At 54.5% G+C, this 24,851-nt stretch carries 21 protein-coding genes and 3 pseudogenes; 13 read left to right on the forward strand and 11 right to left on the reverse strand.

Features of this window, described 5'->3' with window-relative positions:
- Positions 1–6: 6 nt before the first annotated feature.
- Positions 7–255: a hypothetical protein gene (locus tag QCD69_RS15620; protein WP_193132946.1), complete on the reverse strand. Its 249-nt coding sequence runs from the start codon at positions 253–255 to the stop codon at positions 7–9.
- Between the two features lie 381 nt (positions 256–636).
- Here QCD69_RS15620 and QCD69_RS15625 point away from each other — a divergent pair.
- Together QCD69_RS15625 and QCD69_RS15630 are read left to right on the forward strand one after the other, a co-directional pair.
- Positions 637–1,257: pseudogene (locus QCD69_RS15625) on the forward strand (primase-like DNA-binding domain-containing protein); the annotation flags it as partial.
- Positions 1,258–1,406: 149 nt separating this feature from the next.
- Positions 1,407–1,880, forward strand: coding sequence for a hypothetical protein (locus QCD69_RS15630; protein WP_301252670.1), 474 nt, complete (start codon positions 1,407–1,409; stop codon positions 1,878–1,880).
- A gap of 322 nt (positions 1,881–2,202) precedes the next feature.
- Here QCD69_RS15630 and QCD69_RS15635 read toward each other — a convergent pair whose 3' ends face one another.
- Together QCD69_RS15635 and QCD69_RS15640 are read right to left on the reverse strand one after the other, a co-directional pair.
- Positions 2,203–2,475, reverse strand: coding sequence for a hypothetical protein (locus QCD69_RS15635; protein ID WP_301252672.1), 273 nt, complete (start codon positions 2,473–2,475; stop codon positions 2,203–2,205).
- 233 nt (positions 2,476–2,708) lie between these two features.
- Positions 2,709–2,924, reverse strand: a complete 216-nt coding sequence (locus QCD69_RS15640) for a hypothetical protein (protein WP_301252674.1) — start codon at positions 2,922–2,924, stop codon at positions 2,709–2,711.
- An 817-nt stretch (positions 2,925–3,741) separates the two neighbouring features.
- On the opposite strand from QCD69_RS15640, the pseudogene QCD69_RS15645 reads away from it, so the two are divergent.
- Together QCD69_RS15645 and QCD69_RS15650 are read left to right on the forward strand one after the other, a co-directional pair.
- A pseudogene (locus QCD69_RS15645) lies at positions 3,742–4,532 on the forward strand (YPO3983 family protein).
- Positions 4,529–4,997 (forward strand): annotated as a pseudogene (locus QCD69_RS15650) (DUF943 family protein). Before QCD69_RS15645 ends, QCD69_RS15650 begins: the two co-directional pseudogenes overlap by 4 nt.
- 391 nt (positions 4,998–5,388) lie before the next feature.
- Here the strand turns inward: QCD69_RS15650 and QCD69_RS15655 are convergent.
- Positions 5,389–6,459: a LacI family DNA-binding transcriptional regulator gene (locus QCD69_RS15655; protein ID WP_253459135.1), complete on the reverse strand. Its 1,071-nt coding sequence runs from the start codon at positions 6,457–6,459 to the stop codon at positions 5,389–5,391.
- A gap of 262 nt (positions 6,460–6,721) precedes the next feature.
- Between QCD69_RS15655 and QCD69_RS15660 the strand changes: the two genes are divergently transcribed.
- On the forward strand, positions 6,722–7,984 hold the full coding sequence (locus QCD69_RS15660; protein ID WP_301252676.1) for a maltoporin: 1,263 nt from the start codon (positions 6,722–6,724) through the stop codon (positions 7,982–7,984).
- An 84-nt stretch (positions 7,985–8,068) separates the two neighbouring features.
- Here the strand turns inward: QCD69_RS15660 and QCD69_RS15665 are convergent, their stop codons facing one another.
- The 6 genes from QCD69_RS15665 to QCD69_RS15690 form a co-directional block, all read right to left on the reverse strand.
- Positions 8,069–8,383, reverse strand: coding sequence for a glucose PTS transporter subunit EIIB (locus QCD69_RS15665; RefSeq protein ID WP_253459130.1), 315 nt, complete (start codon positions 8,381–8,383; stop codon positions 8,069–8,071).
- A gap of 70 nt (positions 8,384–8,453) precedes the next feature.
- Entirely contained in the window at positions 8,454–10,514 is a 2,061-nt protein-coding gene (locus QCD69_RS15670; RefSeq protein ID WP_253459128.1) for a beta-galactosidase, read from the reverse strand.
- Between the two features lie 47 nt (positions 10,515–10,561).
- Positions 10,562–11,755: a glycosyl hydrolase 53 family protein gene (locus QCD69_RS15675; RefSeq protein WP_301252678.1), complete on the reverse strand. Its 1,194-nt coding sequence runs from the start codon at positions 11,753–11,755 to the stop codon at positions 10,562–10,564.
- Positions 11,756–11,758: 3 nt separating this feature from the next.
- Entirely contained in the window at positions 11,759–12,610 is an 852-nt protein-coding gene (locus QCD69_RS15680) for a sugar ABC transporter permease (RefSeq protein ID WP_253459124.1), read from the reverse strand.
- 10 nt (positions 12,611–12,620) lie between these two features.
- Positions 12,621–13,898: a carbohydrate ABC transporter permease gene (locus tag QCD69_RS15685; RefSeq protein ID WP_301289828.1), complete on the reverse strand. Its 1,278-nt coding sequence runs from the start codon at positions 13,896–13,898 to the stop codon at positions 12,621–12,623.
- Positions 13,899–13,970: 72 nt separating this feature from the next.
- The gene (locus QCD69_RS15690) at positions 13,971–15,191 is read right to left on the reverse strand and encodes an extracellular solute-binding protein (RefSeq protein ID WP_253459121.1); all 1,221 of its coding nucleotides are present in this window, start codon (positions 15,189–15,191) and stop codon (positions 13,971–13,973) included.
- A gap of 327 nt (positions 15,192–15,518) precedes the next feature.
- Here QCD69_RS15690 and QCD69_RS15695 point away from each other — a divergent pair, with 327 nt between their 5' ends.
- The 8 genes from QCD69_RS15695 to speG all read left to right on the forward strand — a co-directional run bounded on the left by QCD69_RS15695 (position 15,519) and on the right by speG (position 24,307).
- Positions 15,519–16,637: an ABC transporter ATP-binding protein gene (locus tag QCD69_RS15695; RefSeq protein ID WP_253459119.1), complete on the forward strand. Its 1,119-nt coding sequence runs from the start codon at positions 15,519–15,521 to the stop codon at positions 16,635–16,637.
- Positions 16,638–16,894: 257 nt separating this feature from the next.
- Positions 16,895–17,248, forward strand: a complete 354-nt coding sequence (locus QCD69_RS15700) for a hypothetical protein (RefSeq protein WP_253459116.1) — start codon at positions 16,895–16,897, stop codon at positions 17,246–17,248.
- Between the two features lie 317 nt (positions 17,249–17,565).
- Positions 17,566–19,206 carry a phosphoethanolamine transferase EptA gene (gene eptA, locus QCD69_RS15705; protein ID WP_301252680.1) on the forward strand — a complete coding sequence of 547 codons (1,641 nt, stop codon included), beginning with the start codon at positions 17,566–17,568 and terminating at the stop codon, positions 19,204–19,206.
- Positions 19,203–19,874 (forward strand): two-component system response regulator PmrA, encoded by a 672-nt coding sequence (gene pmrA, locus QCD69_RS15710; protein WP_301252682.1) that lies wholly within the window; start codon positions 19,203–19,205, stop codon positions 19,872–19,874. Before eptA ends, pmrA begins: the two co-directional genes overlap by 4 nt.
- A complete protein-coding gene (pmrB, locus tag QCD69_RS15715; RefSeq protein ID WP_253459093.1) occupies positions 19,867–20,937 on the forward strand; it encodes a two-component system sensor histidine kinase PmrB in 1,071 nt (356 codons plus the stop codon). Before pmrA ends, pmrB begins: the two co-directional genes overlap by 8 nt.
- A 306-nt stretch (positions 20,938–21,243) precedes the next feature.
- Entirely contained in the window at positions 21,244–22,128 is an 885-nt protein-coding gene (locus QCD69_RS15720) for a dihydrodipicolinate synthase family protein (RefSeq protein WP_301252684.1), read from the forward strand.
- 624 nt (positions 22,129–22,752) lie between these two features.
- Positions 22,753–23,619, forward strand: a complete 867-nt coding sequence (locus tag QCD69_RS15725) for a nucleoside-specific channel-forming protein Tsx (RefSeq protein WP_253459086.1) — start codon at positions 22,753–22,755, stop codon at positions 23,617–23,619.
- A 121-nt stretch (positions 23,620–23,740) separates the two neighbouring features.
- Positions 23,741–24,307, forward strand: coding sequence for a spermidine N1-acetyltransferase (speG, locus tag QCD69_RS15730; protein WP_253459083.1), 567 nt, complete (start codon positions 23,741–23,743; stop codon positions 24,305–24,307).
- A gap of 46 nt (positions 24,308–24,353) precedes the next feature.
- Here the strand turns inward: speG and QCD69_RS15735 are convergent, their stop codons facing one another.
- Positions 24,354–24,773, reverse strand: a complete 420-nt coding sequence (locus tag QCD69_RS15735; RefSeq protein WP_125289397.1) for a hypothetical protein — start codon at positions 24,771–24,773, stop codon at positions 24,354–24,356.
- Positions 24,774–24,851 lie beyond the last annotated feature (78 nt).

Here is a 24,851-nt window from a genome sequence, read left to right on the forward strand (position 1 = left end):
CTGAACTTAACGAGGTTTATTCGACTGCGACAACAATGACGCAGCATAGCTTTTGGTTTCCTCGCTATACTTTGAACTTTTCATAACATCGGAAGCAACTGTCTCCATCTCAGCACCCGTTTGCTTACCAGTCCGGGCTTGTGCGACAACAGAAGCAGCAAGCTTCTTCTTAATTTCAGATGAGTTTTCATCTTGTAGAGCTTTCGCTGCTTGAGAGGCGAGCTTAGGTGAGGATTGTTTTTTATTAATAGTCATAGAACACCCCAAGAGAAATACAATATATTGACAGCCTAAGGACAATTACAACTACATATAGTATTGCAGAAAAAAATCGATAACAACATTATTGCAAGGACTAATCGTGATGCAGATCATAGAAAACACTGTTTATAGAAACAGTACTATGAGCCTTGAAGCAAGGTTCGACTTTGTGACATACTGCTGTGACATTGATTCCCTCTACATTTCCCAAAGAATCAGAAAGTTAGTATTTGGTGGCACTTAGAGCCAGCTCCACCAAATTCTTTGTCGATGGCTACCAGAACCATTCGATGAAGTCCTTAAAGCCCGCAAAGCGAAAGTTTTGCGGGCTTTTTTGTGTCCTGGATTAGTCGCGCACCGATACAAGCGAGATGGCCGCAATTGCTGGCCAGAGAGGACAATACCACGGCGGCGACCATCTACACGCTGGAATCTTCGAGAGAACATGCAAGCATGGTTGGCTACTCGCTGATTATCCTGCCGGATCAGGAAAAATGGAGCGGTGACGGCGCGGGCATCAAGGCGATTACCGGCGGCGATGCCGTGGCGATTGACCCGAAATACCGCGACGCCTATTCAACTCACATCCCGGCGGTGATACGGGCGGTAAACAACAACCCGATGCGCTTCAGCGACCATAGCGGCGGCGTGTCGCGTTGCCGGGTCATCCTGCCCTTCCCGGACGTGATACTGGCGAACGAACGTGATCCAAAACAGCTGGAAAAGATTGCCCGTGAGCTGGCGGTTATCGTGCGCCACCTGATGCAGCGCTTCACCCGACCTGATGATGCCCGCGAGCTGTTGCAGGCGCAGCAGTCGCCTGAGGAAGCGCTGGAAATCAAGAGCAGCGCCGACCCGCTGGTCGACTTCTACGGCTACCTGACGCTGCTCAGAACGCCAACTGGCCTTTTTATCGGCAATGCCAATATCCGGCCGATGAATCCGAGACGATACCTGTATCATGCCTATCTGTCGTTTATGGAGGCCAGAGACCATTAGCATCCCATGATGCCTGACAGCATTCGACCCAGCGGTGCTATTGCTGGTTTAATGTGTGGGCCTGGCGCGCCCGTATGCGTGCTATTAGGCGGATTTGTGGGCGGTGCTTTAGCGGCATGGGAAATGGGCAACTGGTGGAAATAGAGATGGAAGAAATTACGACACTATCTTTATCGGAAGTGAATCAGGCAACAGATACCACCCAGGCCCGGTCTGAAGTGCTGATTGAAGACAACTCAACAGGAATTATTATTCCTGGCCAAGTGCTTGAGGCTGCGATAAAAGTCGATGCGCGTCGCTATCTTTTATTCGTGACGGATGACGTCATCTTTGAAGAAATGCTGACGATCCTGCTACTGGATCTTTCTAAAGGCGTAGTGGAAGAACTGACTATCGGAGGCGCTTATACTTCAGGTCACTTTGAAAATTTGGAGGTTTCGCCCCGCTCCGCAAGCTTCCGCTTTATTGGTGATACCATATGGACAGTAAAAGTATCGGAATCCCCCACGCTTAAACTGCCGTTCTCCGATCCTCGCGGTGTAAGCCGCCCAGCAGGATTAAGGAAATACATCAATATCTCCGCTAACCCTGCTCCGGCCAGGGCTGACGGTAGCTGTTAGTGCAGTCTCTGGGCGCTTTTCTTTATCACCAGAACAGGCGACAAAGCTGCAAGACGAAACGCTCTTGGCATACGCTCAGCTATACTCATCAAAATTGAATTTATTAAATCATATAAATAACGTTGCCGAGAAAATTCAGATTCCGCCAGCCCATCCGACAAAGATCTGAGAGCCCATATGGCACAAACTCTACGGGCTTTTTTGTACCCTTCAGCGGCGTTGTGCCCAGACCTTTCCGCATTAACCGCTATACATCAGCGATAACCTCTGTAATCGCTCCACTTAAACCCGCTCAGCCATTCTCTCTACCGTAGTCCACGCCCTAAGCGCTTCCGGCAGCCTCAGTAGCGGGCGACCAATAGTGAAAACGACAGCGCATCCAGTTTAACAATAGCCCGGAGATAGCCTGAGCCAGCTTGCCGGCGTGATCAAAATCAGTAATTTGCTGCTGATGAACCAAACGATAGCTATCGGTAACGGCTAGCCAGCTAATCTGCACGTCGTTCAGTTTTAGCAAGGCCACCTCACCTTCCGCTGACTCTGCGGCAAACGCAAAGTCCATCACTGCTGATAATTCATTCATCAATCCGGTCACGTCGCCTGTATCCGGCTGGCAGATATCATTAACCGCCAGGTAAACCCGGCTACGTAAGAACAAGGGGAAAATGCACTATATTGCCATGTTCGCAGCAGGCAGCAACGCTGGTGATGCGCCAGGCTAAACTGGCCTCCTCTCGCCTGTCGCCAGTCCGCCTCAATTCGTGCGCCAGGCGCCTGCTGGCATGCGGCACTCAGCAAGACGTCCAGCTAAGATGCGCTCATTATTGCTTAACGCGCGCGACCGGTCAGACGCAATACCAGACCAATAAAAAGTAGCGCAATGCCCGAGGCATAAATCGGGAACCAGCGCGCCCACCAGTTAGTAGAGAACAGCGGCGCGCTGTTGACATGACTGACGGCATAGCTGCCATAGAGGTTCACGGCCAAAGCTATTGCAAAGCTAACAAGGCCGATAAAAACCAGTAGATTCGAGACCTTATGCATTGTGCTTCTCCTGTTCAGGGCCGGATAGAAATTGTCGCCGGAAATCACTATTTCGGTATAAATTTCATTGATGTAATTATTTTCTGCGTCTGTACCCAACTGATTTTCATCGAGGAAAGTGCTTCCCGGAAAATCCTCCAGTCGACTATTCGCACCAGCAGAAGCAGCAGGTCAACACAGTGTGCATTGCTCAGTCGGCACCATACTGGCCAGGCCGACTTTACCTCGAGCGGCGAATGATGTTCACCTTCGGATGAAGAATGGCAAAGAATTTCCGCCTAATTAATTACCATTTAACTTACTGATAATAAATCACGAAAATTAAAAAGTGAACAGGATGAATACTTTTCCCTAAGATTTTTTCTTAGAGTCTTCAAAGAATTAGTTTAACAATTACTCTTTCATATTAAGGAATCGCGTCACTAACTTTGATAGCTTTAACCTGCTATAGCGAAAGACAACCCGTGTAATGGTCTATGCCTGGATACTAACTATCGACCGGTTGAAAATCCGTAGACGAAACGGTATTGGTATACTACTCAAAGTTAAATTCACAAAAACCATTTAAAAACATAAAGGGCAGAAGATCCCGAAAATTAGAAAATTGCCAAATGGCGTTTTGATAAATCAGACCTTAGCGGTTCGTCCTCAGCACGAGCGCTGTAAAAGATTACAGGCAGTAATAATTGAAGATTTACATCACTGCCAGTCACCGCGTATTATCCCCTATGAACACTACACCGGACAATGACACAAGGAAAGTATCATGATGGCGGCTCTACAGTATCCCTGCACTATATTCAAAACTCAAAACCGGATGGATGACTATGGCGCTGAGGATATGCGCTGTGGCGATCTGACTGAAGCACAACTGAAATCCCATTACCGGCTGGACTATATCTCTGACCGTGTTGATCCTTACATGCTGACCCGGCGTTCCTCAATGGATCGGCCTCAATCCATGTTCTGTTGCAATCGGCGCGGAGCCGGGGAGAAAATTAGTCGGCAGCAGTGCGCCATGATGCTGTTTGATGAGTTCCGCTCGTTATCCCGTAATTTTTCCATTTATGGGCCGTACAGCCACCTGATCGAAAAGATGATCACCCATATGCAAAACGGCAACGGTACGCCTTTCCATGATATATCACTGGACACAGCTTTAAAGGAGCATATTCTTAATGACAAATCAAAAAATAGCACTCGCCTAAGACTGCATGAAGTTATTAAAAAAAATATCGATTGGCATAAAAAACATTACCCAGAAAAAGAAAAGATAAATTAAAAGAAATAATCCTCGGCGGGAAACTCCCTAAATTTGACCGTTTCCAGGATGATTTTAATGGCATGGGTATCACTGTTCATGATACCTGGGCAACGCGTATCACCATAAAATCACTGTATATTTATAACGATCACTTTCGCGCAGTGGTGCATTACAAAGTTCAGGATCACTTTGGCCTCGACAGTGACGATATACTGAAGAAAAAATTCAGCCAGTTCCATTTTTTCCGTATCTGGTTCGTGCTCCAGCGATACAACCAGTTTGGCTTTAAGCCATTTATGACCAATATGGAAGCCACAATAGAAATTAAGGGAGCTCACAAATGAGAGTGAAAAATAGGAGAACTATAGCTTCGCTCTTTCTGGCTGGCTTGGTGCTGCTTGTCTACTGGTTTTGGTTGTCTCTGCGTCCAGTAGAGATTGTCGCTATTCATCACAGAAGTAGTGGTTTCAGTGATGTGCTGGTCACTAGTTTTCCACCGACTGATAAAGGGAAAATTAAATGGTGGTTAAAAAACCAGAATATGTTAAAAGATAAATATGCCATTCCAAAACCTGATTCAAATGGCTATTTTTATGTCACCTTCTGGTTGTTTGGGAAAGGGTATAAGGAAGAAGGAAAATATGACAGACTCTGTTTTAATGATATAAAAAAAAATAAACTGCATCGAAAAGGACGCTATCTTTTCTGTAGATAAAAGTAGAAATATGGGTTTAATGTTCACTGTGTATGATGGCGATAATTATCGCTTAGACCTTAATGGCGACATTATAAAAGTTACATCTGATTAGGTCTGCCTCTCTCGCGTAGAGGCAGCAATAAAATCATCCGCCCTGCCCGGCTTGCACCAGCAAAGCGGAAGTAGCAAATACTCAGGAGTCTATCCAGACGGAGAAAAGCGGCAATGCCTTGCCGCCGCCTCACTGATATTGCGCCTTTCACGACATGAATGCCCTGCTTTGATATGCGCCGGGTATGATTGCATTCTCTACCATGACGACAGCCTTGAGTGACCTGTTAAATCCAGCGACAGTAAAATCCGGCGGTTTCGCTCATTCGCCCCGCCATTAAAAAGCGCGCGAAAAGGGCTTTGTGCTTATCCATCAGCCAGCTTCGCTAAGGCCCGAATTACACAGGCCTGCTTTCAGCAGCGCGTTCTGGCAGGATCCACTCGCCGGTTACCTACTCCAGCTGGCTGGCAATCAGGCGCAGCTGTTCGGCAAGCTGCTTTAAATTTTGCTGCTTTTGATCGGCCGCACCGGTAGAGCTGCGCACCACCAGCTTCGCCGGCAGGATTGATGACGAGCGTTGCCGATCGAGATCGCTGGCCAACAGAATACGCGCTACCGCTTCTTTTCCCTGTAGGTCAAGATCCAACGAAACCGTGGTCAGAGCCGGATGGAAAAACGCGCTTTCATAAGTGTCATCGTAGCCAATAACGGAAATCTGTCCGGGTACCGCCACGCCGCGCTGATGAAGCGCGCTTAATACGCCGAGCGCCATCTGATCGTTGCCTACCAACAGCGCGCTGAAGTCAGGCGCTTCACGCAGCAGCTGCAGGATGCCGTTATAGCCGCTCTGCGCGTCCCAGTTACCATGGCGGATGCTGACCGGCTCCAGGCCATAGCTGGCCAGCGTCTCCAGCCAGCTTTTCAGACGCAGCCTGGCGGAAACCGACTGTTCAGGCCCGGCCAGCAGCGCAAAATCACGGTGCCCCTGCTCATAAAGATATTTGACGCTGGCGCGGGTGCCGTCCGCCGGGTTAAACGAAACGTTAAACACCGACGTGTAGGGATCGACATCCAGAAACAGGCACAGGATATCTTCGTTCTCCAGCACGATCCGCTCGGCATCTTCGCTCTCCAGCGGCACGTTGATAATGACCTTATCCACCCGCTGCGACTTCAGCTCATTGATACAATCCTGCAAACTTTGATTGACGTTCTCATCAATCATGGCGATCAGCACCTGATAGTCAGCGGCATTGGCGTAGCGTTTTACCGCCGCGGCCACCTGTGAAGGCGCGTGCAGCGCCAGCGAGGTGGTCACCAGTCCCAGCGTCGTGCTTTGCTTACCGACCAGCTGCTGCGCCAGTCTGTTAGGCACGTAGCGCAGAGTTTCAATGGCGGCCTCCACCTTGCGCCGCGTTGCTTCCGAGACGTTTGCCGACTTATTCAAAACCCGCGAAACCGTCTGATACGACACGCCAGCATGGCGGGCAACGTCCTCTAAGGTGGCATTTTTTGATTTCATAACTCGCATCCCTGTTAACCAGTGGCGGAATAGTATCATAACGTAACTTCAGGTCAGGTTACCGTTATCACACTGCAATAAAACAACAAAAAAGTTATACCTTCACATACAGAATTAAGTGATCTGTTTCACCAATCGTTACAAAATGCGCCCTTTTATTTGCAGTATGTCACATATTATTGCGATTTGAATTGTCACCCTCTGGGGGAAAGGCGTTTACTGCCGCCGTATGTGAACGTATTACAATTAAACTGAGGGTAACATGAATACAAGGCTTCGCACTGCTGCTGTGGCGCTCGCTGCAGTCCTGACCTCCCCTACACTTTATGCGGCGATCGACAACATTGATTTCCATGGCTACCTGCGCGGTGGCGTAGGCGTGTCTCAGGATGGCGGCATGGAAGAGTGGCAGAAAAACAAGATTGGCCGTCTGGGCAACGAAGCGGATACCTATGGCGAGGTTGAGCTGGGCAGCGAAGTCTATAAACAGGATGACGTCAGCTTCTACGTCGACACCATGGTCAGCATGTTTTCCGACGGCTCCAACGACAACGAAACCACTTTCGGCGACGATGCGCAGTTTGGCCTGCGTCAGCTTAATCTGCAGATCAAGGGGCTGATGCCTGGCGACAAAAATGCGGTGATCTGGGGCGGTAAACGCTATTACCAGCGCCACGATTTACAGATCATCGATACCAAATACTGGAATATTTCCGGTTCCGGCGCCGGTATTGAAAACTATACGCTCGGCCCCGGCGCCATCTCCTTCGCCTGGATCCGTGGCGATGCCAATGACGTGGACTACCGCGTGGATGACGACAACGACGTAAATATTAACTACCTCGATCTTCGTTATGCCGGCTGGAAACCCTGGAGCGGCGCGTGGACCGAGTTTGGTATTGATTACGCCATTCCTAACACCACCAAAAAACAGGAAGAGTATGGCGGCCTGTACGACGCTGAAAACGGCGTGATGGTAACAGGCGAAATCAGTCAGGATCTCTGGGGCGGCTATCAGAAACTGGTGCTGCAATATGCGGATAAAGGGCTGGCGCAAAACATGATCTCCCAGGGCGGCGGCTGGTATGACATGTGGAACGACACCAGCAATGCCAAAGGCTACCGCGTGATCAACACCGGCCTGCTGCCGATCACCGATAAGTTTTCGCTGAATCAGGTCTTCACCTGGGGATCGGCCGATGACGTTACCGCCCTGACCAATAAAAGTACGCTGCTGTCGCTGGTGGGCCGTGGTCAGTACCAGTTTACGCAGTATGTGCGCGGCATCGGTGAAGTGGGCAGTTTCTGGCAGAAAGATGAGAATAAAGTCGGTGGCGACTACAAACAGGCCGGACAGAAATACACCCTGGCTTTAGCGCTGGCCGCCGGTTCGGAGTTTATGTCGCGCCCTGAACTGCGCGTGTTTGCCTCTTACCTGAATGACTCTGAAAACGGCCACAGCTTCCAGGACAACACCAGTAACGATACCTGGAACTTCGGCGTGCAGGTCGAAGCCTGGTGGTAAACGCGCACTATCCTCATTGTCATTATTATTAGCCTCTTATACAGAGGCTTATTTTGGATAACCGTCGCCGGTTATCCTTTTTTTTTATCCCGGCTGAAAGAAGCGCGCCTCCAGCAGCTGACGCAGACGATCGGACTGCGTACCGAAAATCGCATGAACTTCATGCCCAAGAATAACCACGCCAATCGCTCCCGCCTCCTGCAACCCCGCAGAATCTACCACCGCCAGTGATTTCACCGTTACGCGTAGCCGCGTTAAACAGGCGTCTACCTGCCGGATATTGTCGCGCCCGCCAAAGCAGTTCATCAGCCGATCCAGCAAAGCGCTGTCGGCCGGGGCGGCCTCAGTCGGCAATGCCTGTCGACTGAAGTAGTGTTTAAACGATTTCAGACTCACCATGCTGCTCTCCTTCAGAGAAAAAAAAGGCGGGCTGCTGCCCGCCGTCTTACTGACAACGCTTACCGCTCCATCAAGCCAGCGGCGCGCACAAAACGCGGCAGCCCCACGGCACCAGCGTCAGCGGCCCGGCCAGCGGCGTGCCGTCAATTAAATCCTCAAGCCCCGCCGGTAGCTGTAGATGATGCGTTTGGCCGCTAAAATTCTGCAGAAAGATAAAGGCACGTTCGCCATCGGTGCGCCGCTGGGCCGTGACGCCTGGCGGCAGATCGATCGCCAGCGCGCGCGGCAGCGCCAGCTGTTTAATCAGCGCGCCGTAGAAGTCACGATGGAACGCCAGATCGTTACGCGATGCGATATACCAGGCTTTGCCCTGGCCAACGCGGTTAACGGTGACGGCAGGCGTACCGGCGTAGAAGTCGCTCTCATAGCTGGCCAGCGCCGTAGCGCCTTCCAGATGGATATGCTCGCAAAGCTCGCGTGCCTGATAAGGCCCGCTCAGGCCAAGCTCGTTGCCGCGCACGCCGCGCACGCCGTTGAACTCTTCATCCGTCAGGCTATCGATCTCTTCCGCCCAGATACCCAGCAGCGGCCGCAGCGGGCCTGGAAATCCGCCGGGATAGCAGAGATCGCTTTCATTGACGATGCCGCTCCAGTAGCTGGCAACAAAGTGGCCGCCCTGCTCCAGATGCTGCTGCACACGCCCGGCAAAGCCGTCGCGCACCATATAGAGCATGGGCGCTATCACCAGCGCATAGCCGCTGAAATCGCTGTCGCCGTTAATCACATCCACCGCCACGCCCTGCTCCCAGAACGCGCGATAGTGTTCGTTGACGGTGCGCTCATAATGCAGGCCCAGATTGCGCGGCCCCTGGGCATTGTCCATTGCCCAACGGCTTTCCCAGTCAAAGACGATCGCCACTTTGGCTTCAGTCCGGCTGCCGACTACCGGCGTCATCGCCGCCAGCATCCGGCCCAGCTCGCTGACTTCACGCCCGGTGCGGGTATCGAGATGGCCGACGTGGTCGATCACTGCGCCATGGAATTTTTCAACCGAACCGCGGCTTTTGCGCCACTGAAAGTACTGCACCGAGTCCGCGCCATGCGCCACCGCCTGGAGCGAGGAAAGGATATGCATACCCGGCTTTTTAAGCTTGCTGGTTGGCTGCCAGTTGGTGGCGCTCGGCGTCGACTCCATCAGCACAAAGGGTTTGCCCTGCTTCAGGGTACGCATCAGGTCGTGATACATCGCGGTATAGCAGGCGAGCGCGGTTTCATCCTTGTCGTTGTGCCACATGGGATAGCTGTCCCATGAGATGAAATCAAGCGCCTGCGCCAGCTTCCAGTAGTCGTAATCGTAAAAGTACTCCATAAAGTTGGTGGTTGCCGGTAGCGCCGGGTTCGCCGCCTTCAGCGGTTTGATCTCTTCACGACAGAAGTCGGTGACCTGATCGGTCATAAACCGCCGCCAGTCGAGGTTCAGGCCATGGATCGAGACTTCGCCCTGCGGAGCCGGCGAGACAACCTGCGACCAGTCGCTGTAGGTGTGGCTCCAGAAATCGCTCCACCAGGCGTGATTAAGATTTTCCAGCGTTTCGTAACGGTGCTGCAGCCAGCCGCGAAAAGCTTCCTGGCAGCGATCGCAATGGCATTCGCCGCCGTACTCATTGGAAATGTGCCAGCCTATCACCGCCGGATGGTGCGCATAACGCGCGGCCAGCTGTTCATTCATCGCCCGCACTTTCTGGCGGTAAACCGGCGAGGTCATACAGTGATTATGTCGGCCGCCATGCAGCGCGGGCACGCGATCGCGTCCAACACGCAGCACCTGCGGGTATTTCTGCGACATCCAGGCCGGACGCGCGCCGCTGGGCGTGGCGAGGAACACCGAAATGCCCTGCTGGTGCAGCTTGTCCAGCACGTTGTCCAGCCAGGCGAAATCGTAGCGTCCCTCCTCCGGCTCCAGCTTCGCCCAGCTGAAAATGCCGACGGACATCACGTTACAGCGTGCCTGCTTCATCATCGCTACATCATCATCAATGATACCCGGCTGGTGAGCCCACTGTTCCGGGTTGTAGTCAGCGCCGTGCAGCAGCGCGTTGACCCTGGCGCTGAGCGGGGGAAATTTATTCATACCTGTTCCTTTGAGGTGTCAGAAATATCAGCGATAGCGCCAATGGATTAATGAAAAACCTGTAGCGAAGGCAGCGCCTTGCCGTGACAGTCAAACAACGCCTGATTTTCGCGGGCGTTACCCTGTTTCCACTCGTCGTGGATATACTTCATCCCGGCTGGCGTCGCCCAGGTATTGCCCGGCGCCGGGATCCAGGCCGGCTCCCAGTACACCACGCCTTTGCCGCGATGGTTCGGCACCGCCAGCACCGCTTTGATTAGATCGTGCAGCCAGGCCGCCTGACCGGCCACCGTGCCGGGATAGCCGCCCGCCTGTTCCTCTTTAGCCTGGAAGCTGTTTTCGGCGCTATCGCAGTTTTCCAGCGTGTAGCCATAGGCGGCCTCCACCACCATTACGTCTTTGTTATAGCGCTGGCTGATGTCGTCCATATTGACTTTCAGCGCGCTAATCGGGCCGTTCCAGTAGGTGTACATCGACAGGCCGATAATATCGAACGGCACCTGGCGCTTGACGATTTCATCAAACCACCAGCGGAACATGTCGTTTTTGGTGCCTTCGGCCAGATGCAGCATGATCTTCACCTGCTGCGGATCGCTGAGGTTTTCGCGCAGGCCGCTGATGCCCGCTTTCAGCAGGGCCGCCAGCCGATCGAACTCGCCGCCGTTCTGCCCCCAGCTTTTGCCCTCCGGCCAGAGCATGCCGCCGTTCAGCTCGTTGCCGATCTGCACGATATCCGGCATTACGCCTTCCGCCTTAAAGCGGGCGATGGCGTCGCGCGTATAGTCATGCACCGCAGTTTCCAGCTGCGGGAAAGGCAACGACTGCCAGGCTTTTGGCTTGAACTGCTTGCCGGGATCGGTCCAGAAATCGCTGTAATGAATGTCGAGCAGCAGCTTCAGGCCCGCGGCTTTTACGCGTTTCGACAGCGCCAATGTGGTCGGCAGATCGTTGCCGCCGCCGCCGTAGGTATGGCCGCTGCCGTCGCGGGGATCGACCCACAGCCGTAGACGAACGGTATTGATGCCGTTGGCTTTCAGGATGGCAATGGCATCCTGCTGCTGATTGGCCGCGTTATAGAATTTCGCGCCCTGCCGCTCCAGTTCCGCCAGCGAAGAGATATCCGCACCCTTCACAAAATCCGCTGGCCACGGCCCGGCGGCGGCGACAGGTGCCGGATCGGCGGCGAGCAGCGGTGTCGCCCAGGCCAGCGCCAGGGCGAGAAGTAAGGTTTTTGGTGTCATGATTTATCCTTTGGTGCCGCCTGAGGTCAGGCCAGAGACGAAGTATTTCTGCAGTGCCAGATAAAAGACGGCGACCGGCAGCGCAATCAGCACCGCGCCTGCCGCGTAGGTGGTATAGCTGGCGCCCATCTTTTGCGACACCAGGTTATAAAGGCCAATCGGCAGCGTAAATTGCTCGGGGGTACGCAGGATGGTGCTGGACAGAATAAAATCGCCCAGCGGCCCGGTGAAGGAGAACAGCGCCACCACCGCCAGGATCGGCTTCGACAGCGGCATAATAATCTCCACAAAGATACGGAAGTTGCCCGCGCCGTCCATGCGTGCCGATTCATCCAGATCTTTAGGGATAGAATCGAGATAGCCCTTCATCAGATAAGTGTTCATCGGGATCATGCCGCCCACGTAAATCAGCACCAGCGCAATATGGCTGTTAATCAGCCCCAGCAGCTGCGACAGCACGAAAATAGCGATTAGCGCGGAAAATTGCGGGATCATCTGCAGCAGCAGAAACAGCATCAGCCCGTTTTGCCGTCCTTTGAAGCGAAAGCGCGAAAAGGCATAGGCCGTACAGCTGACGCTGAGCAGGGTCAACACCATGGTCAGGAAGCTGATTTTCATCGAGTTCCAGTACCAGGTCAGGTAAGGCACGGTGCCGTTGAACAGGTTGCGATAGTGCTGCAACGAGGCGTTTTCCGGGATAATCGAGCTGCTGAGCAGGCTATTGCCGGCGTTCAGCGACGCGCCTACCGTCCAGATCAGCGGATAAATAATAATGGTCGAGACCGCTAACACCACCAGCCAGGTCAACGACAGGCGCACCCATTTTTCGCGTTTAATACTCACGGACTTCGCCATAATTGCTTCCTTACGCCATCTCATCTTGTTTAAACGATCGGGTTGCGCGGAACTGCCACAGCGCAAGGCCCACCACGAAAATCGACAGCAAAATAGTGATGGTGGCGGCGATAGCGTACTGCGACGACGACATGGTGAGCTTGTAGATCCATGACACCAGGATATCGGTCCCGCCAGCGTTCGATCCCGCTACCGCCGGCCCGCCGTTGTTAAACAGGTAGATAATGTTGAAATTATTAAAGTTGAAGGTGTACTGGGTGATGATGATCGGCGCAATGGCGTAGAGCACCAGCGGCAGCGTGATGGTTTTCAGCCGCGTCCACGCGCTGGCGCCGTCCATGATCGCCGCCTCGTAGAGATCGTCGGGGATCGCCTGCAATACGCCGGTGGTCATGGCGAAGACAAACGGAAAGCCGAGCCAGGTCTGCATCAGGATCAGCGCGGTTTTACTCCAGAAGGGATCGGTCATCCACGCCTTCGGCGCAATCCCAAAGAAATGGAGAATGGCATTGTTGATCACGCCAAAGCTGTCGTTGAACATACCGGCAAACACCAAAATAGTGACAAAGCCCGGCACCGCCCACGGCAGGATAAAAATAGTGCGGATAAGCGGTTTAAAGCGCAGGTCTTTCTGGTTGACCAGGATCGCCAGCATGACGCCGACGCTACACTGTAGCGTGGTGGCCAGCAGCGTCCACACCACCGTCCACTGCAGCACGTCCAGGAAAGTGGAGCGCCAGATCGACAGGGTGAAAATATTAACGAAGTTTTTGAAGCCGACCCAGTCCACCAGCTTCGCCGGCGGCGTGTGATAGAGGTTATAGTTGGTGAAGGCGATGGCGAAACCAAACAGGATCGGAAACACCACCACAAACACCAGCAGGATAAAGCCGGGCGAAATCATCAGGTAGGGAAAGCCGTCACGCAGCAGCAGCTGATACTGCTGGCGCACGCTGTTCAGCGGCTGATGGTTATCGCGCTTTGCGCCGTTAAGCCAGGCATCGCGCACCGACAGCGCCCAAATAGCCACCCCAAAGGCAACGATAAGCACGCTGATAATGCCCTCCGCCAGCAGAAAGATCGAGTTATCGCGCGGCACCTCTTCGCCCAGCGTATAAAGCCCCCACAGCCCCTCGCGGAGAAAATCGTGGAAGACGCCGGTAAAGCTGCACAGCAAAACCAGAAAGCAGAGCCCTTTGGCCCACTGGCGGTGGTAAAACTGGCCGCAGCCAGGCAGCAGCGCCAGCAGCGCGCCGGTCGTCGCATGGCGACGCGGACGCTTAGGCATCGCCAGCTTTTCATCGGAAGAAATAGTCACACCCGGATCCTTATCCTGTGCGGGTTGCCCCGCGAACCTGCATTACTGGTTACTGGCCTGCATCGCTTCGATCTGCATTGAAATTTGCTTCACGGCGTTATCCAGCGCGGCCTTCGGTTCCTGCTTGCCGGAAACGCTCAGCTCCAGCGCGGCATTGGCCGGGCCCCAGACTTCCTGCATCTCCGGCACGCCCGGCATCGCGGAGGCGCGGGTCGCCTGCACCGCTACCGCATTCGCTTTCTCATCGTTTTTGATGATCGGATCGTTCATCAGCGCGGTCACCGGCGGGATCTCCTGCGTCTTCTGATAGCGTTCTTTCGCATACTGCGGCTGGTTGATAAAAGTGATGAACTTCTGCGCCAGCGCCCGATCTTTACTCCAGGTCGACACCACATAGCCTTTTACGCCCAAGAACGAGCTCATCGGCTTGCCGTTGGGCAGCAGCGGCAGCGGCGTTACGCCATAGTTGATGCCCGCCGCCTGATAAGGCTGGAAGGCCCACGGCCCGTTGATAACCGCCGCGGCTTTTTTCTCGGTAAACAGTGAGTCGATGGCATTCAGGCCGTTGTCGCCCATAATGCCGCTCGGCAACAGCCCTTCGCTGAAGAAGCGCTTGAGGTAAGTCACCGCTTCAACGCTGCCGGGCGTGTTTAACCCGACATCCTGGGTCGCGAGCGCGCCCTTGCCGTCTTTGCCAAAGATGTAAGCGCCCATTGGCGACATAACGCCCCAGCTGTAGTAAAGCTGGTCGAACTTCGCCAGCAGGCCGTATTGCTGCGCCGCGCGCTGCTTCTGAGAGAAAGCGCGATATTCATCCAGCGATTTCAGCGGTGACGGCAGCAGATCCTTGTTGTAAATCAGCACCAGCGTTTCCACAGCCTTCGGGATGCCGTAAACCACCTTATCGTGCACAAATGCCGCCATGGCCGATGGCGTGTAGGCCGCCTGCTCTGCCGCCGCGACGTTCAGCGGTGCCAGCAGCCCCTGCACTACCGCGCTGCCAAGCTGATCGTTAGGGATCACCAGCACGTCCGGGCCGATGCCGGCCGGGCCATCAAGCCGTAATTTTTCGATCTGCTGGGCGAACGGCATTTCCTGCACCTTCACCTCAACGTTAAATTGCTTTTGAAAATCGACGATCGCCGTTTTGATGCCGTCCGATTTTTTAATATCTTCCCAGACGGTGAGCTGTGGTGCGGCCCAGGCCGCCTGATTCAGCATCAGGGCTGACAGAAGAAGCGTAACGCCAGTTTTGATTCTCATTAAAGACCCCATGTGAAGGTATGACATTTCAAACTAAAAGATGCTGAAATCATGTGCGCAGTTCGCGGTTTTACTCGACTTTCACAATCTATAAAGCAGGAACGACGTATCGCATTGTGGGCTTAAGCTACGCGTAACTTCCGTCGTGCTCCAGCCCCTTCGCATCAATGTGTGATCGGTATTACAGAAATCAACAACAGCGATAGGGCGTGCATCAGGGCGGCGTTATAGTCAAAGCAGGCACCATCAGGGCTGACGTGAAGTGCTCGTAATTGTTATACGTACTACATACTTCCACAGCCAAACCTTTTCGCCATGAGGATCCGCATGTCCAGCATCAGACTGAGAAACGTCACCAAACGCTTTGGAAAAACAGAAACGCTGAAAAATATCGAGCTTGATATTGAGGCGGGCGAGTTTGCCGTTTTTGTCGGCCCTTCCGGCTGCGGTAAATCCACCCTGCTGCGGCTGATTGCCGGACTGGAGGAGATCAGCGACGGCGAGATTTTAATTGGCGATGAGGTGATGAATGACGTTGCGCCCGCTCATCGCGGCGTGGCGATGGTCTTTCAGTCCTATGCGCTCTATCCGCATATGACGGTGGCGGAGAATATCGGCTACGGCCTGAAGGTTAACGGCGTGCCGAAAGCGCAGGTTCAGCATCAGGTTGAGATGGTGTCGAAAACGCTGCAGCTTGCCCACCTTCTCGACCGTAAACCGAAGCAGCTCTCCGGCGGGCAGCGCCAGCGCGTCGCTATCGGTCGCGCTATCGTGCGCAACCCACGCGTGTTTATGTTCGATGAGCCGCTCTCGAACCTGGACGCGGAACTGCGCGTCGATATGCGGCTGCACATTGCCAAACTGCATCAGGAACTGAAAACCACCATGGTCTATGTCACCCACGACCAGATCGAGGCGATGACGCTGGCGGATAAGATCGTGGTAATGAACTACGGCAAGGTGGAACAGGTCGGATCGCCGATGGCGCTCTACTATAATCCGGTAAACCGCTTTGTGGCGGGCTTTATCGGCTCGCCGAAAATGAATTTTCTGCCGGCGCGCGTGCAGCAGTGCGGCACCGGCGGACTGATCGCCAGTATCAATGAGGGCGAGCATACGCTACAGCTGCCGCCGCCGGTGCGCCAGCTGCAGCCGGGCGACGCCATTACGCTGGGCATTCGTCCAGAGCAGCTGCAGATTGGCGGCGACGCGCCGCTGCATCTCAATTTCCATTGCGAAGTGGTTGAACGGCTTGGCAACAATACTTATCTGTTTGGCCAGGGCCACGGCCACGACGGCTTCAAGATGCTGCTGCCGGGCGACGTGCATTTCCGCCCTTATCAACATCTACAGCCTGGGTTTTACCCCCATCACTGCATGGTGTTTGATGCCGAGGGAACCCGCATCAGCGCCGATATCGCCATGCCGCAGGTACGTGCCGCCTGATCGATATGATACCGCCCTCTTTCCGTTCGGCCCTGCCGGACGGATACTTTTTTGTTCGTCAGTATCCGGCGCCGCTTTCTCGCTGCTGCAATCCTTCTGTTTATCCCTGCGTAAGCGCTTTTTAACCGCCATTCCACCGGTAAAGCAGCAAAATCGCCCGCTTCAGCTATGCTCAAATACAGGTTATTCCTAAGGCGGGGCGTCATTTGCCGTGCCATGCTTAACTACACAACGGATCAATGTTTGGTGAGGAAATCATGAAAAAAACGATTATTGCACTTTCTGCCCTGCTGCTGGCTTCTCCTGTTTTTGCCGCCACACACGCAACGGACGACACCGTAGCCGCCGCTAACGAAGGCGCCAACACGGCAAAAGAGAAACTGCACCAGACCCAGAATGAAGGCAAAGAGCTGAAGCTGAAGTCTGAACACGCGGCGGAAGGCAAAAGCCACGACACCACCAGCAAAATCAGCGAAGGCACGCAGAAAACCTGGCATAAGACCAAAGAAGGTACCGAAAAAGGTTGGGATGCAACCAAAGAAGGCACTGAAAAAGGCTGGAATAAGACCAAAGAAGGCGCCAGCGATCTGAAAAAGAAAGTCACTGAGTAATCGCTTATCGTGATCGAGTTGAAGGCCGCTTATGCGGCCTTTTCTTTTATCAGGCGAAAGCCTTTTTCTGACGGAATACCTCTTCGTAAACATTACCTGTCAGCGAATTCTGATCGCTGACGGAAACATCAGGCCCATTCTCAGCCCTTCTGGCTTCCTGACTCCTCCTTATATTCCGTGCGCCTGGCTTTTCCAGACCATCAGGAGGACGCTTGCCATCTTTGCCAGTCTTTATCGTGATTTCTTAAGGGCCTTAAGGTTTTCCTAACCTTTCACTGGCAGGCTGAGCCTCTCTTTTCTTGCTCCGGATTGCTGGTATGTCACTGATGCAGCTAAAAAGAGTGTCGCTGAGTCGACACCTTTTCCTGATCCTCTTTTCCGCCTACATTGCTTTGTTTCTGAATCTTGCCTTCTACCATCAGGTGCTGGCGGCCATGCCGCTTACCACGTTGCGCTGTACGCTGGTTTTCCTTTCTATGCCGCTGGTGGCGTTCAGCGTCATTAACATCGTGCTGACGCTGGCTTCGTTTCTGTGGCTGGACAGGCTGCTTATCGCCCTGTTTATCCTGGTTTCCGCTGCGGCACAGTATTTTATCTGGAACTACAATATCGTTCTCGACCGCTCGATGATCGTCAATATGCTGGATACCACCGCGTCGGAGTCCTTTGCCCTGATGACGCCGCAGTTTGTTATCAGCCTGCTGCTTTCCGGCGTGCTGGCCGTCGTGCTGGCGTTCTGGATACGCTTCAAAACGCCGTCGGGCCTGTTGAGCAGCGTGGTGCCGCGCGTGCTCAGCCTGGCCGCCTCCGCCGTTTTAATCCTGCTGATCGCCCTGCTCTTCTATAAAGATTACGCCTCGCTGTTTCGCAATCATAAAGAGCTGGTGAAGTCGCTTAGCCCTGCCAACAGTATTGCCGCAACGCTTTCCTGGTATAAGCACAACCAGCTAACGCACCTGCCGCTGGTCAGGCTGGGAGAAGATGCGCATCAAAGCCCGCAAATGCTCAACAGCACGAAAAAAAGCCTGACCATTATTGTGCTGGGCGAAACCTCGCGCGCGGCGGATTTTTCGCTTTCCGGCTATCCGCACCAGACCAACCCCCTGCTGGCGAAAGATAACGTTATCTATTTCCCGCAGACCATATCCTGCGGCACCTCTACGGCAGTGTCGGTGCCCTGCATGTTTTCCGGGATGCCGCGCGCGCACTATGATGATGTGCTTGCCAGCCATCGGGAAGGCCTGCTGGATATCGTGCAGCGCGCGGGCCTGAGCGTGCTGTGGAATGAGAACGACGGCGGCTGTAAAGGCGCCTGTGACAGGGTGCCGCATCAGGATATGACGCGCCTGGATCTGCCTGGCGAGTGCATCGACGGCGAATGCTACGATGACGTGCTGTTTCACGGCCTGGATGACTATATCAACCAGCTGAAGGGCAACGGCATTATCGTGCTGCATACTATCGGCAGCCACGGCCCAACCTATTATCATCGCTATCCGGCGCAGTTCCGCCGTTTTGTGCCGACCTGCGACACCAACCAGATCCAGGACTGTTCCAGGGAGCAACTGGTCAACACCTACGACAATACCCTGCTCTATGTGGATTACATCGTCGATAAAGCCATTAACGTATTAAAATCACATCAGGATCGTTTTACCACCAGCCTGGTCTATCTTTCCGATCACGGGGAATCGTTGGGCGAAAACGGGGTCTATCTGCATGGTATGCCCTACGCGATAGCGCCGGAAGAGCAGAAGCATGTGCCGATGCTGATTTGGCTGTCGCCCGACTATCAGCAGCGCCACGCGGTGGCTATGGACTGTATGAACAAACTGACGAAGAATACGTGGTCGCAGGATAATCTGTTCTCTACGGTGCTGGGGCTGACCGGCACGGTGACGCGTGAGTATGTGCCTGGCGACGATATCCTGACGGCCTGTCGGAGCACAAATCGGTGAAAATTCTGGTGGTGGAAGACGATGCCCTGCTGCTACAGGGTTTGCTTATGGCGCTGGAAGGCGAAGGCTACGTTTGCGACGGCGTAAGCACCAGCCACGACGCACAGGCCGCGCTTGCCAGCGGCCTCTATAGCCTGCTGATCCTCGATTTGGGATTGCCGGACGAGGACGGCCTGCGCCTTTTGCTGCGCCTGCGCCGCCAGAAGAAAAAGTATCCTGTGCTGATCCTCACCGCGCGGGATACGGTCGGCGACCGCATCACCGGGCTGGACGCGGGCGCGGACGATTATCTGATCAAACCTTTTGCGCTGGAAGAGCTGCTGGCGCGCATCCGGGCGCTGATCCGCCGCCATGTTAACCAGGGTGACAGCAGGCTGACTTTCGGCCAGCTGGCGCTGGATATGACGCATCGCCAGATCCATCTTGCCGACAGGCTGCTGGAGCTGACGCCGAAAGAGTACGCTATTCTGTCGCGGCTGATGCTTAAGGCCGGGCAGCCGGTGCATCGCGAAATCCTCTACAACGATATCTACAACTGGGAAACCGAGCCGTCCACCAACACGCTGGAGGTGCATATCCACAACCTGCGCGAAAAAATCGGCCGGTCGGCGATCCGCACCGTGCGCGGCTTTGGCTATGCCCTGATCAAGGCCGATACGAATGAGTAAATTTTTCTTTCAACGTCAAGGCAACACGATGCGCTTTCGCCTGCTGATGGCGGTTGGCCTGATTTTGCTGTTCTGCCAGGTGATTAGCGTGGCGTGGCTGTGGCACGAAAGCAAAGAGCAGATCCAGCTGCTGGTGGACGCGGCGCTGCATAATCATGACCAGCACAAGCACGTGGAAAAAGAGATCCATGAGGCCGTCGCCAGCCTGGCCGTGCCGAGCCTGATTATGATTACGCTCGCCCTGCTGCTCTGTTTCCAGGTGGTGAAATGGATCACGCGGCCGCTGTCTGAACTGCAAAAGCAGCTGGAAAACCGCAGCGAGGACGATCTCGATCCCATCAGCTGTGCCCGTTCGGTGCGGGAAGTGGATGCCGTTACCCAGGCTGTTAATCAGCTGATTACGCGTCTGACCACCAGTCTGGAGCGCGAACGCCTGTTTACCGCCGATGTCGCCCACGAGCTGCGCACGCCGCTGGCCGGACTACGGCTGCATCTGGAGCTGATAGAGAAAAAGCACGCCGTTAACGTGCGCCCTTTGCTCGAGCGTCTGGATCAGATGACCAACAGCGTCTCTCAGCTGCTCCAACTGGCGCGCGTCGGGCAATCCTTTACCGCCGGCAACTATCAGCAGGTTTCGCTGATGCGGGATGTGATCGCGCCGATGAGCCTGGAAATGCAGGCGATGCTGCAACAGCGTGGACAAACGCTGGAAGTGGCGGCAACGCAGGATGTCACGGTGCGCGGCGACGCCACGCTGCTGAGCGTCCTGCTGAGGAACCTGCTTGAGAATGCCCATCGCTACAGCCCAAAAGGCACCGTCGTGACCGTTCGCATTGAAAACGTTTCCGGCGCGGTGCTGGCGGTGGAGGATTGCGGGCCGGGCATTGACGAAAGCAAAAGCGGCGAGCTGAGCCGCGCTTTTGTACGGATGGACAGCCGTTACGGCGGCATCGGGCTGGGCCTGAGCATCGTCAGCCGCATTGCCCAGCTGCATAAGGCGCAGTTTTTCCTCGAAAATCGGCCGCAAACCGGCGGCTGTCGCGCCTCGGTAAAATTTTCCTGACGGCGGCTCAGGCGGCGAACCAAACCCGCAGAAAAGCCAGGATCACAAGGCCGCTGAAAATCACGGCGGTATATTCACTTAGCGGACGGCTGTGCGGCTGTTTCATAGTGTTCTCCTCAGGTTGGTGAGAAGAGTTTCCCGCAGGAATATTAAGGCAACATTAAGGGCGCGCTAAACGGCGGAAAAATGTTGCTTTCGAGCTGGCGGAACCCGCGGGAAAATGCCCGTTGCGGTTTGCCCTCTTATACCGAAATCCTTCTGGTGCTACGCTGCGTGTTTATCCGTCACGCTATTAAGGAAACCTCTATGTTTACCGGTCTCAGCGCGTTCCCTTTAACGCCAATGAATGAAACAGAAATTGATGAGCGCGCTTTTCGCGGTTTGATCCAGCGACTGGCGGCAGCCGGAGTGACGTCGCTTGGCGTGTTGGGTTCGACGGGCAACTACGCTTATCTGACGCGTGAGGAGAGAAAGCGTGTGGTTTCGCTGGCCGTCGAGGAAGCGGGAAAGGTGCCGGTGATGGTGGGCATTGGCGCGCTGCGGACGCGTCAGGTGCTGGAACTGGCCGAAGACGCGCAGCAGGCCGGTGCCAAAGCGCTGCTGCTGGCACCAGTTTCCTACCAGAAGCTGCGGGAAGAAGAGGTGTTTCAGCTGTATCAAAGCGTTAACGACGCTATTTCCGTGCCGCTGTGCCTGTATGACAATCCCGGCACCACGCAATTTACCTTCAGCGATGAGCTGTATGGTCGACTCGCCGGGCTTTCCAGGCTCGCCGCTATTAAAATTCCCGGCGTGCCGGACGATGCCGCCCAGGCAAAAGCGCGGATAGACCGTCTGCGCCAGCTATTGCCGGACAAAATAGCCATTGGCGTCAGCGGCGACGCGCTGGCCGCGCGAGGCCTGAATGCGGGCGGCGAGCTGTGGTTTTCCGTGCTGGGCGGCCTGTTTCCGCAGGTTTGCCAGCGGATTATCCGGCTGAGCGCCGCGGGTCAGCAGCTGGAGGCGCAAAACCTTTCCGATCGGCTGGCCCCGCTCTGGGCGCTGTTTGCAAAATATGGCAGTTTGCGGGTTGTCGCCGCGCTGGCCGCCAGGCTGGGCCTGACGGAAGCGGTTAATCTGCCGCAGCCGCTGGCGTCAATTGATCGTGAGGATGCCGGGCGGCTGGAGGCTGTTCTGCCCCTGCTGGAGTGAAAGGCTCCAGCAGCTATCTGCCCCGCTGGAGTAAAAGGCCACAGTAGTAGCAATCATCTGCTGCTGTTGGATTGAAAGGCCAAAGCGGCGGTAATTATCTGCCGCTGCCGGACTGCCAAACCAAAGCGGCGGTAATTATCCGCCGCCGGACTGCCAGCCAGGATGGCGTGAAACAGGGGCGGCCGTTACCTGCCGCCTGGCAACTTCGCTCTCTTTACATGGCTAAAAAATGCGCAAAAACCTGCCCTTTATATAAGATTATCTTATAACACAACCTCATAACATTTACCCCGCACCGCTTTCTTTTTCTCAGCATCCCCCCTTACTTCAACAGGCAAACGTTTACCTGGCGACAAACAGGCTTTTTCGGCGCAGACAAGCAACAGCCCGCTTAAGTTCCGTCCTTTGCGTGATCTACATCACACTTTAATTAAAGTGAAATGAAACAGAGTTTGACAACTGTGAGCGATATCTATTTCCTTAAGCGCGGATGACGGCACACTTTTCCGGCATTTATACGGGCGCTTTCGGCACTGAAACCGCCTTCCTGTTCCGTTCCGGATAACGACAGATAAGACCATCGCGCGGGCTGCAGAAAATGGTCGATAAGCATGTGGTAATATAATGAAATATAAATCTCTGATGGCTGGCGCAGTGATGGCGCTTTCATACAGCACCGCTTCTTTTGCTGCCCCCGAGCAGCCGCAGTACGTTTCCGACTGGTGGCACCAGAGCGTTAACGTGGTAGGCAGCTATCACACCCGTTTCGGGCCGCAGTTTAACAACGACGTTTATCTGGAATATGAAGCCTTCGCCAAAAAAGACTGGTTTGATTTTTACGGCTACCTGGATCTGACCAACTTCTTCGGTGCCGGTAACTCCAACGCCAACGGCATTTTCGACCACGGCTCGCCGATGTTTATGGAGATCGAACCGCGCTTCTCCATCGACAAACTGACCAATACCGATCTGAGCATCGGGCCGGTGAAAGAGTGGTATTTCGCCAACAACTATATCTACGATATGGGCCGTAACAGCGACAACCGTCAGAACACCTGGTACATGGGCCTGGGCACCGATATCGATACCCACACGCCGGTCAACCTGTCGCTGAACGTGTACGCTAAATACCAGTGGGAGAACTACGGTGCCGCTAACGAAAACAGCTGGGACGGCTATCGCTTTAAGGTGAAATACTTTGTGCCGCTGACTTCGCTGTGGGGCGGTAACCTGAGCTATATCGGCTTTACCAACTTTGACTGGGGTTCCGATCTGCGCGACAAGAGCGATGCTTCACGCACCAGCAACTCCATCGCTTCCAGCCACGTGCTGTCGCTGGTTTACGATCACTGGCACTACTCTGTGGTGGCGCGTTACTTCCACAACGGCGGCCAGTGGGCAGATGGCCAGGAGCTGAACTTCGGCACGGGTAATTTTGAAGTGAAATCCACCGGCTGGGGCTACTATCTGGTGGCCGGCTACAACTTCTGATCCGCAACGCTTCCTCAACCGCCAGCCCTTTGCGCGCTGGCGGTGCTGTTTTCCCGCTTTTTCCCGCCCGCTGCACGCCCTATACTGCTTGCCCTGGTGCCTCAGTAACAAAGGATGATGTATGCCTGCTTTATCGGCCGAGCAATCGGTAAAATTACGTCCGCTGGAACGCGAAGATCTGCATTTTGTCCACCAGCTGGATAACAACGCCAGCGTGATGCGCTACTGGTTTGAAGAACCTTACGAGGCGTTTGTCGAGCTGTCCGATCTCTATGACAAGCACATTCACGATCAGAGCGAACGGCGTTTCGTGGTGGAGTATGCGGAAGATAAAGTGGGCCTGGTGGAGCTGGTCGAAATCAACCATATTCACCGTCGCGCGGAGTTTCAGATTATTATCGCGCCCGGCCATCAGGGCAAAGGTCTTGCCAGCAAGGCCGCGCTGCTGGCCATGGAGTACGGTTTCTCCGTTCTCAATCTCTACAAGCTTTATTTAATCGTCGATAAAGAGAATAAAAAGGCTATCCATATCTACACCAAGCTGGGATTTGAAATTGAAGGCGAGCTGATCCACGAGTTTTTTATCAACGGCGAGTACCGCAATACCATCCGCATGTGCATCTTCCAGCATCAGTATCTGGCTAAGCACCGCCCGCCGCATACGATGGTTAAGCCCACAGCGCAGTAGCTCCGGCTATCCGGCCCGCCAGCAGCGCGGGCCACCACGTTTTCCGTCAGCCGCGCGCACCGACAGGATTCATAATGATCCGGGCTGGCGGTTCTTCGATGTGGTACATGCCGCCGTTAAATGGATCGACCAGCAGCCAGCCGGGGAAGCCGCCAAGCGGGATATTACCCAGCAGATACCAGAGGTTGGCCTTCTCGTTTAGCGGAATGGTTTGCGGCACGAAGCCCGGCTGCTCCAGCATCAGCAGAAATTTCTTTTTGCCGAAGTAGCTGCCGTCCGATTTTGCCAGCGTCACGGTCTTTGGCGTGTAGCCTTCCGCCACCGCCCGGCCGGTTTCATCCTGCACCACAAATTTTGCCCCTTGTGGCCAGCTCTGAATGCTCACATCCTGGGTTTTGTCGCCCACGATAGTGGCGCATCCGCCAAGCAGCCACGCTGCAAACAGCACCGGTAAAATACGTTTCATAAGCTTTCCTGCCAGGTTAAATAGTGAGAATAGTTGGGCGCAGCGAATAACGCCCGGCGGCTGCGGGCGTTATGGTGC

It is taken from the genome of Erwinia sp. PsM31 (assembly GCF_030433775.1).
GTDB classification, from domain to species: domain Bacteria; phylum Pseudomonadota; class Gammaproteobacteria; order Enterobacterales; family Enterobacteriaceae; genus Erwinia; species Erwinia aeris.

Excerpts from the sequence above, each read along its gene's own strand:
- QCD69_RS15620 (WP_193132946.1), bottom strand. The coding sequence starts at position 255 with ATGACTATTAATAAAAAACAATCCTCACCTAAGCTCGCCTCTCAAGCA.
- QCD69_RS15630 (WP_301252670.1), top strand. The coding sequence starts at position 1,407 with ATGGAAGAAATTACGACACTATCTTTATCGGAAGTGAATCAGGCAACA.
- QCD69_RS15640 (WP_301252674.1), bottom strand. The coding sequence starts at position 2,924 with ATGCATAAGGTCTCGAATCTACTGGTTTTTATCGGCCTTGTTAGCTTT.
- QCD69_RS15655 (WP_253459135.1), bottom strand. The coding sequence starts at position 6,459 with ATGAAATCAAAAAATGCCACCTTAGAGGACGTTGCCCGCCATGCTGGC.
- QCD69_RS15660 (WP_301252676.1), top strand. The coding sequence starts at position 6,722 with ATGAATACAAGGCTTCGCACTGCTGCTGTGGCGCTCGCTGCAGTCCTG.
- QCD69_RS15665 (WP_253459130.1), bottom strand. The coding sequence starts at position 8,383 with ATGGTGAGTCTGAAATCGTTTAAACACTACTTCAGTCGACAGGCATTG.
- QCD69_RS15670 (WP_253459128.1), bottom strand. The coding sequence starts at position 10,514 with ATGAATAAATTTCCCCCGCTCAGCGCCAGGGTCAACGCGCTGCTGCAC.
- QCD69_RS15675 (WP_301252678.1), bottom strand. The coding sequence starts at position 11,755 with ATGACACCAAAAACCTTACTTCTCGCCCTGGCGCTGGCCTGGGCGACA.
- QCD69_RS15680 (WP_253459124.1), bottom strand. The coding sequence starts at position 12,610 with ATGGCGAAGTCCGTGAGTATTAAACGCGAAAAATGGGTGCGCCTGTCG.
- QCD69_RS15685 (WP_301289828.1), bottom strand. The coding sequence starts at position 13,898 with ATGCCTAAGCGTCCGCGTCGCCATGCGACGACCGGCGCGCTGCTGGCG.
- QCD69_RS15690 (WP_253459121.1), bottom strand. The coding sequence starts at position 15,191 with ATGAGAATCAAAACTGGCGTTACGCTTCTTCTGTCAGCCCTGATGCTG.
- QCD69_RS15695 (WP_253459119.1), top strand. The coding sequence starts at position 15,519 with ATGTCCAGCATCAGACTGAGAAACGTCACCAAACGCTTTGGAAAAACA.
- QCD69_RS15700 (WP_253459116.1), top strand. The coding sequence starts at position 16,895 with ATGAAAAAAACGATTATTGCACTTTCTGCCCTGCTGCTGGCTTCTCCT.
- eptA (WP_301252680.1), top strand. The coding sequence starts at position 17,566 with ATGTCACTGATGCAGCTAAAAAGAGTGTCGCTGAGTCGACACCTTTTC.
- pmrB (WP_253459093.1), top strand. The coding sequence starts at position 19,867 with ATGAGTAAATTTTTCTTTCAACGTCAAGGCAACACGATGCGCTTTCGC.
- QCD69_RS15720 (WP_301252684.1), top strand. The coding sequence starts at position 21,244 with ATGTTTACCGGTCTCAGCGCGTTCCCTTTAACGCCAATGAATGAAACA.
- QCD69_RS15725 (WP_253459086.1), top strand. The coding sequence starts at position 22,753 with ATGAAATATAAATCTCTGATGGCTGGCGCAGTGATGGCGCTTTCATAC.
- speG (WP_253459083.1), top strand. The coding sequence starts at position 23,741 with ATGCCTGCTTTATCGGCCGAGCAATCGGTAAAATTACGTCCGCTGGAA.
- QCD69_RS15735 (WP_125289397.1), bottom strand. The coding sequence starts at position 24,773 with ATGAAACGTATTTTACCGGTGCTGTTTGCAGCGTGGCTGCTTGGCGGA.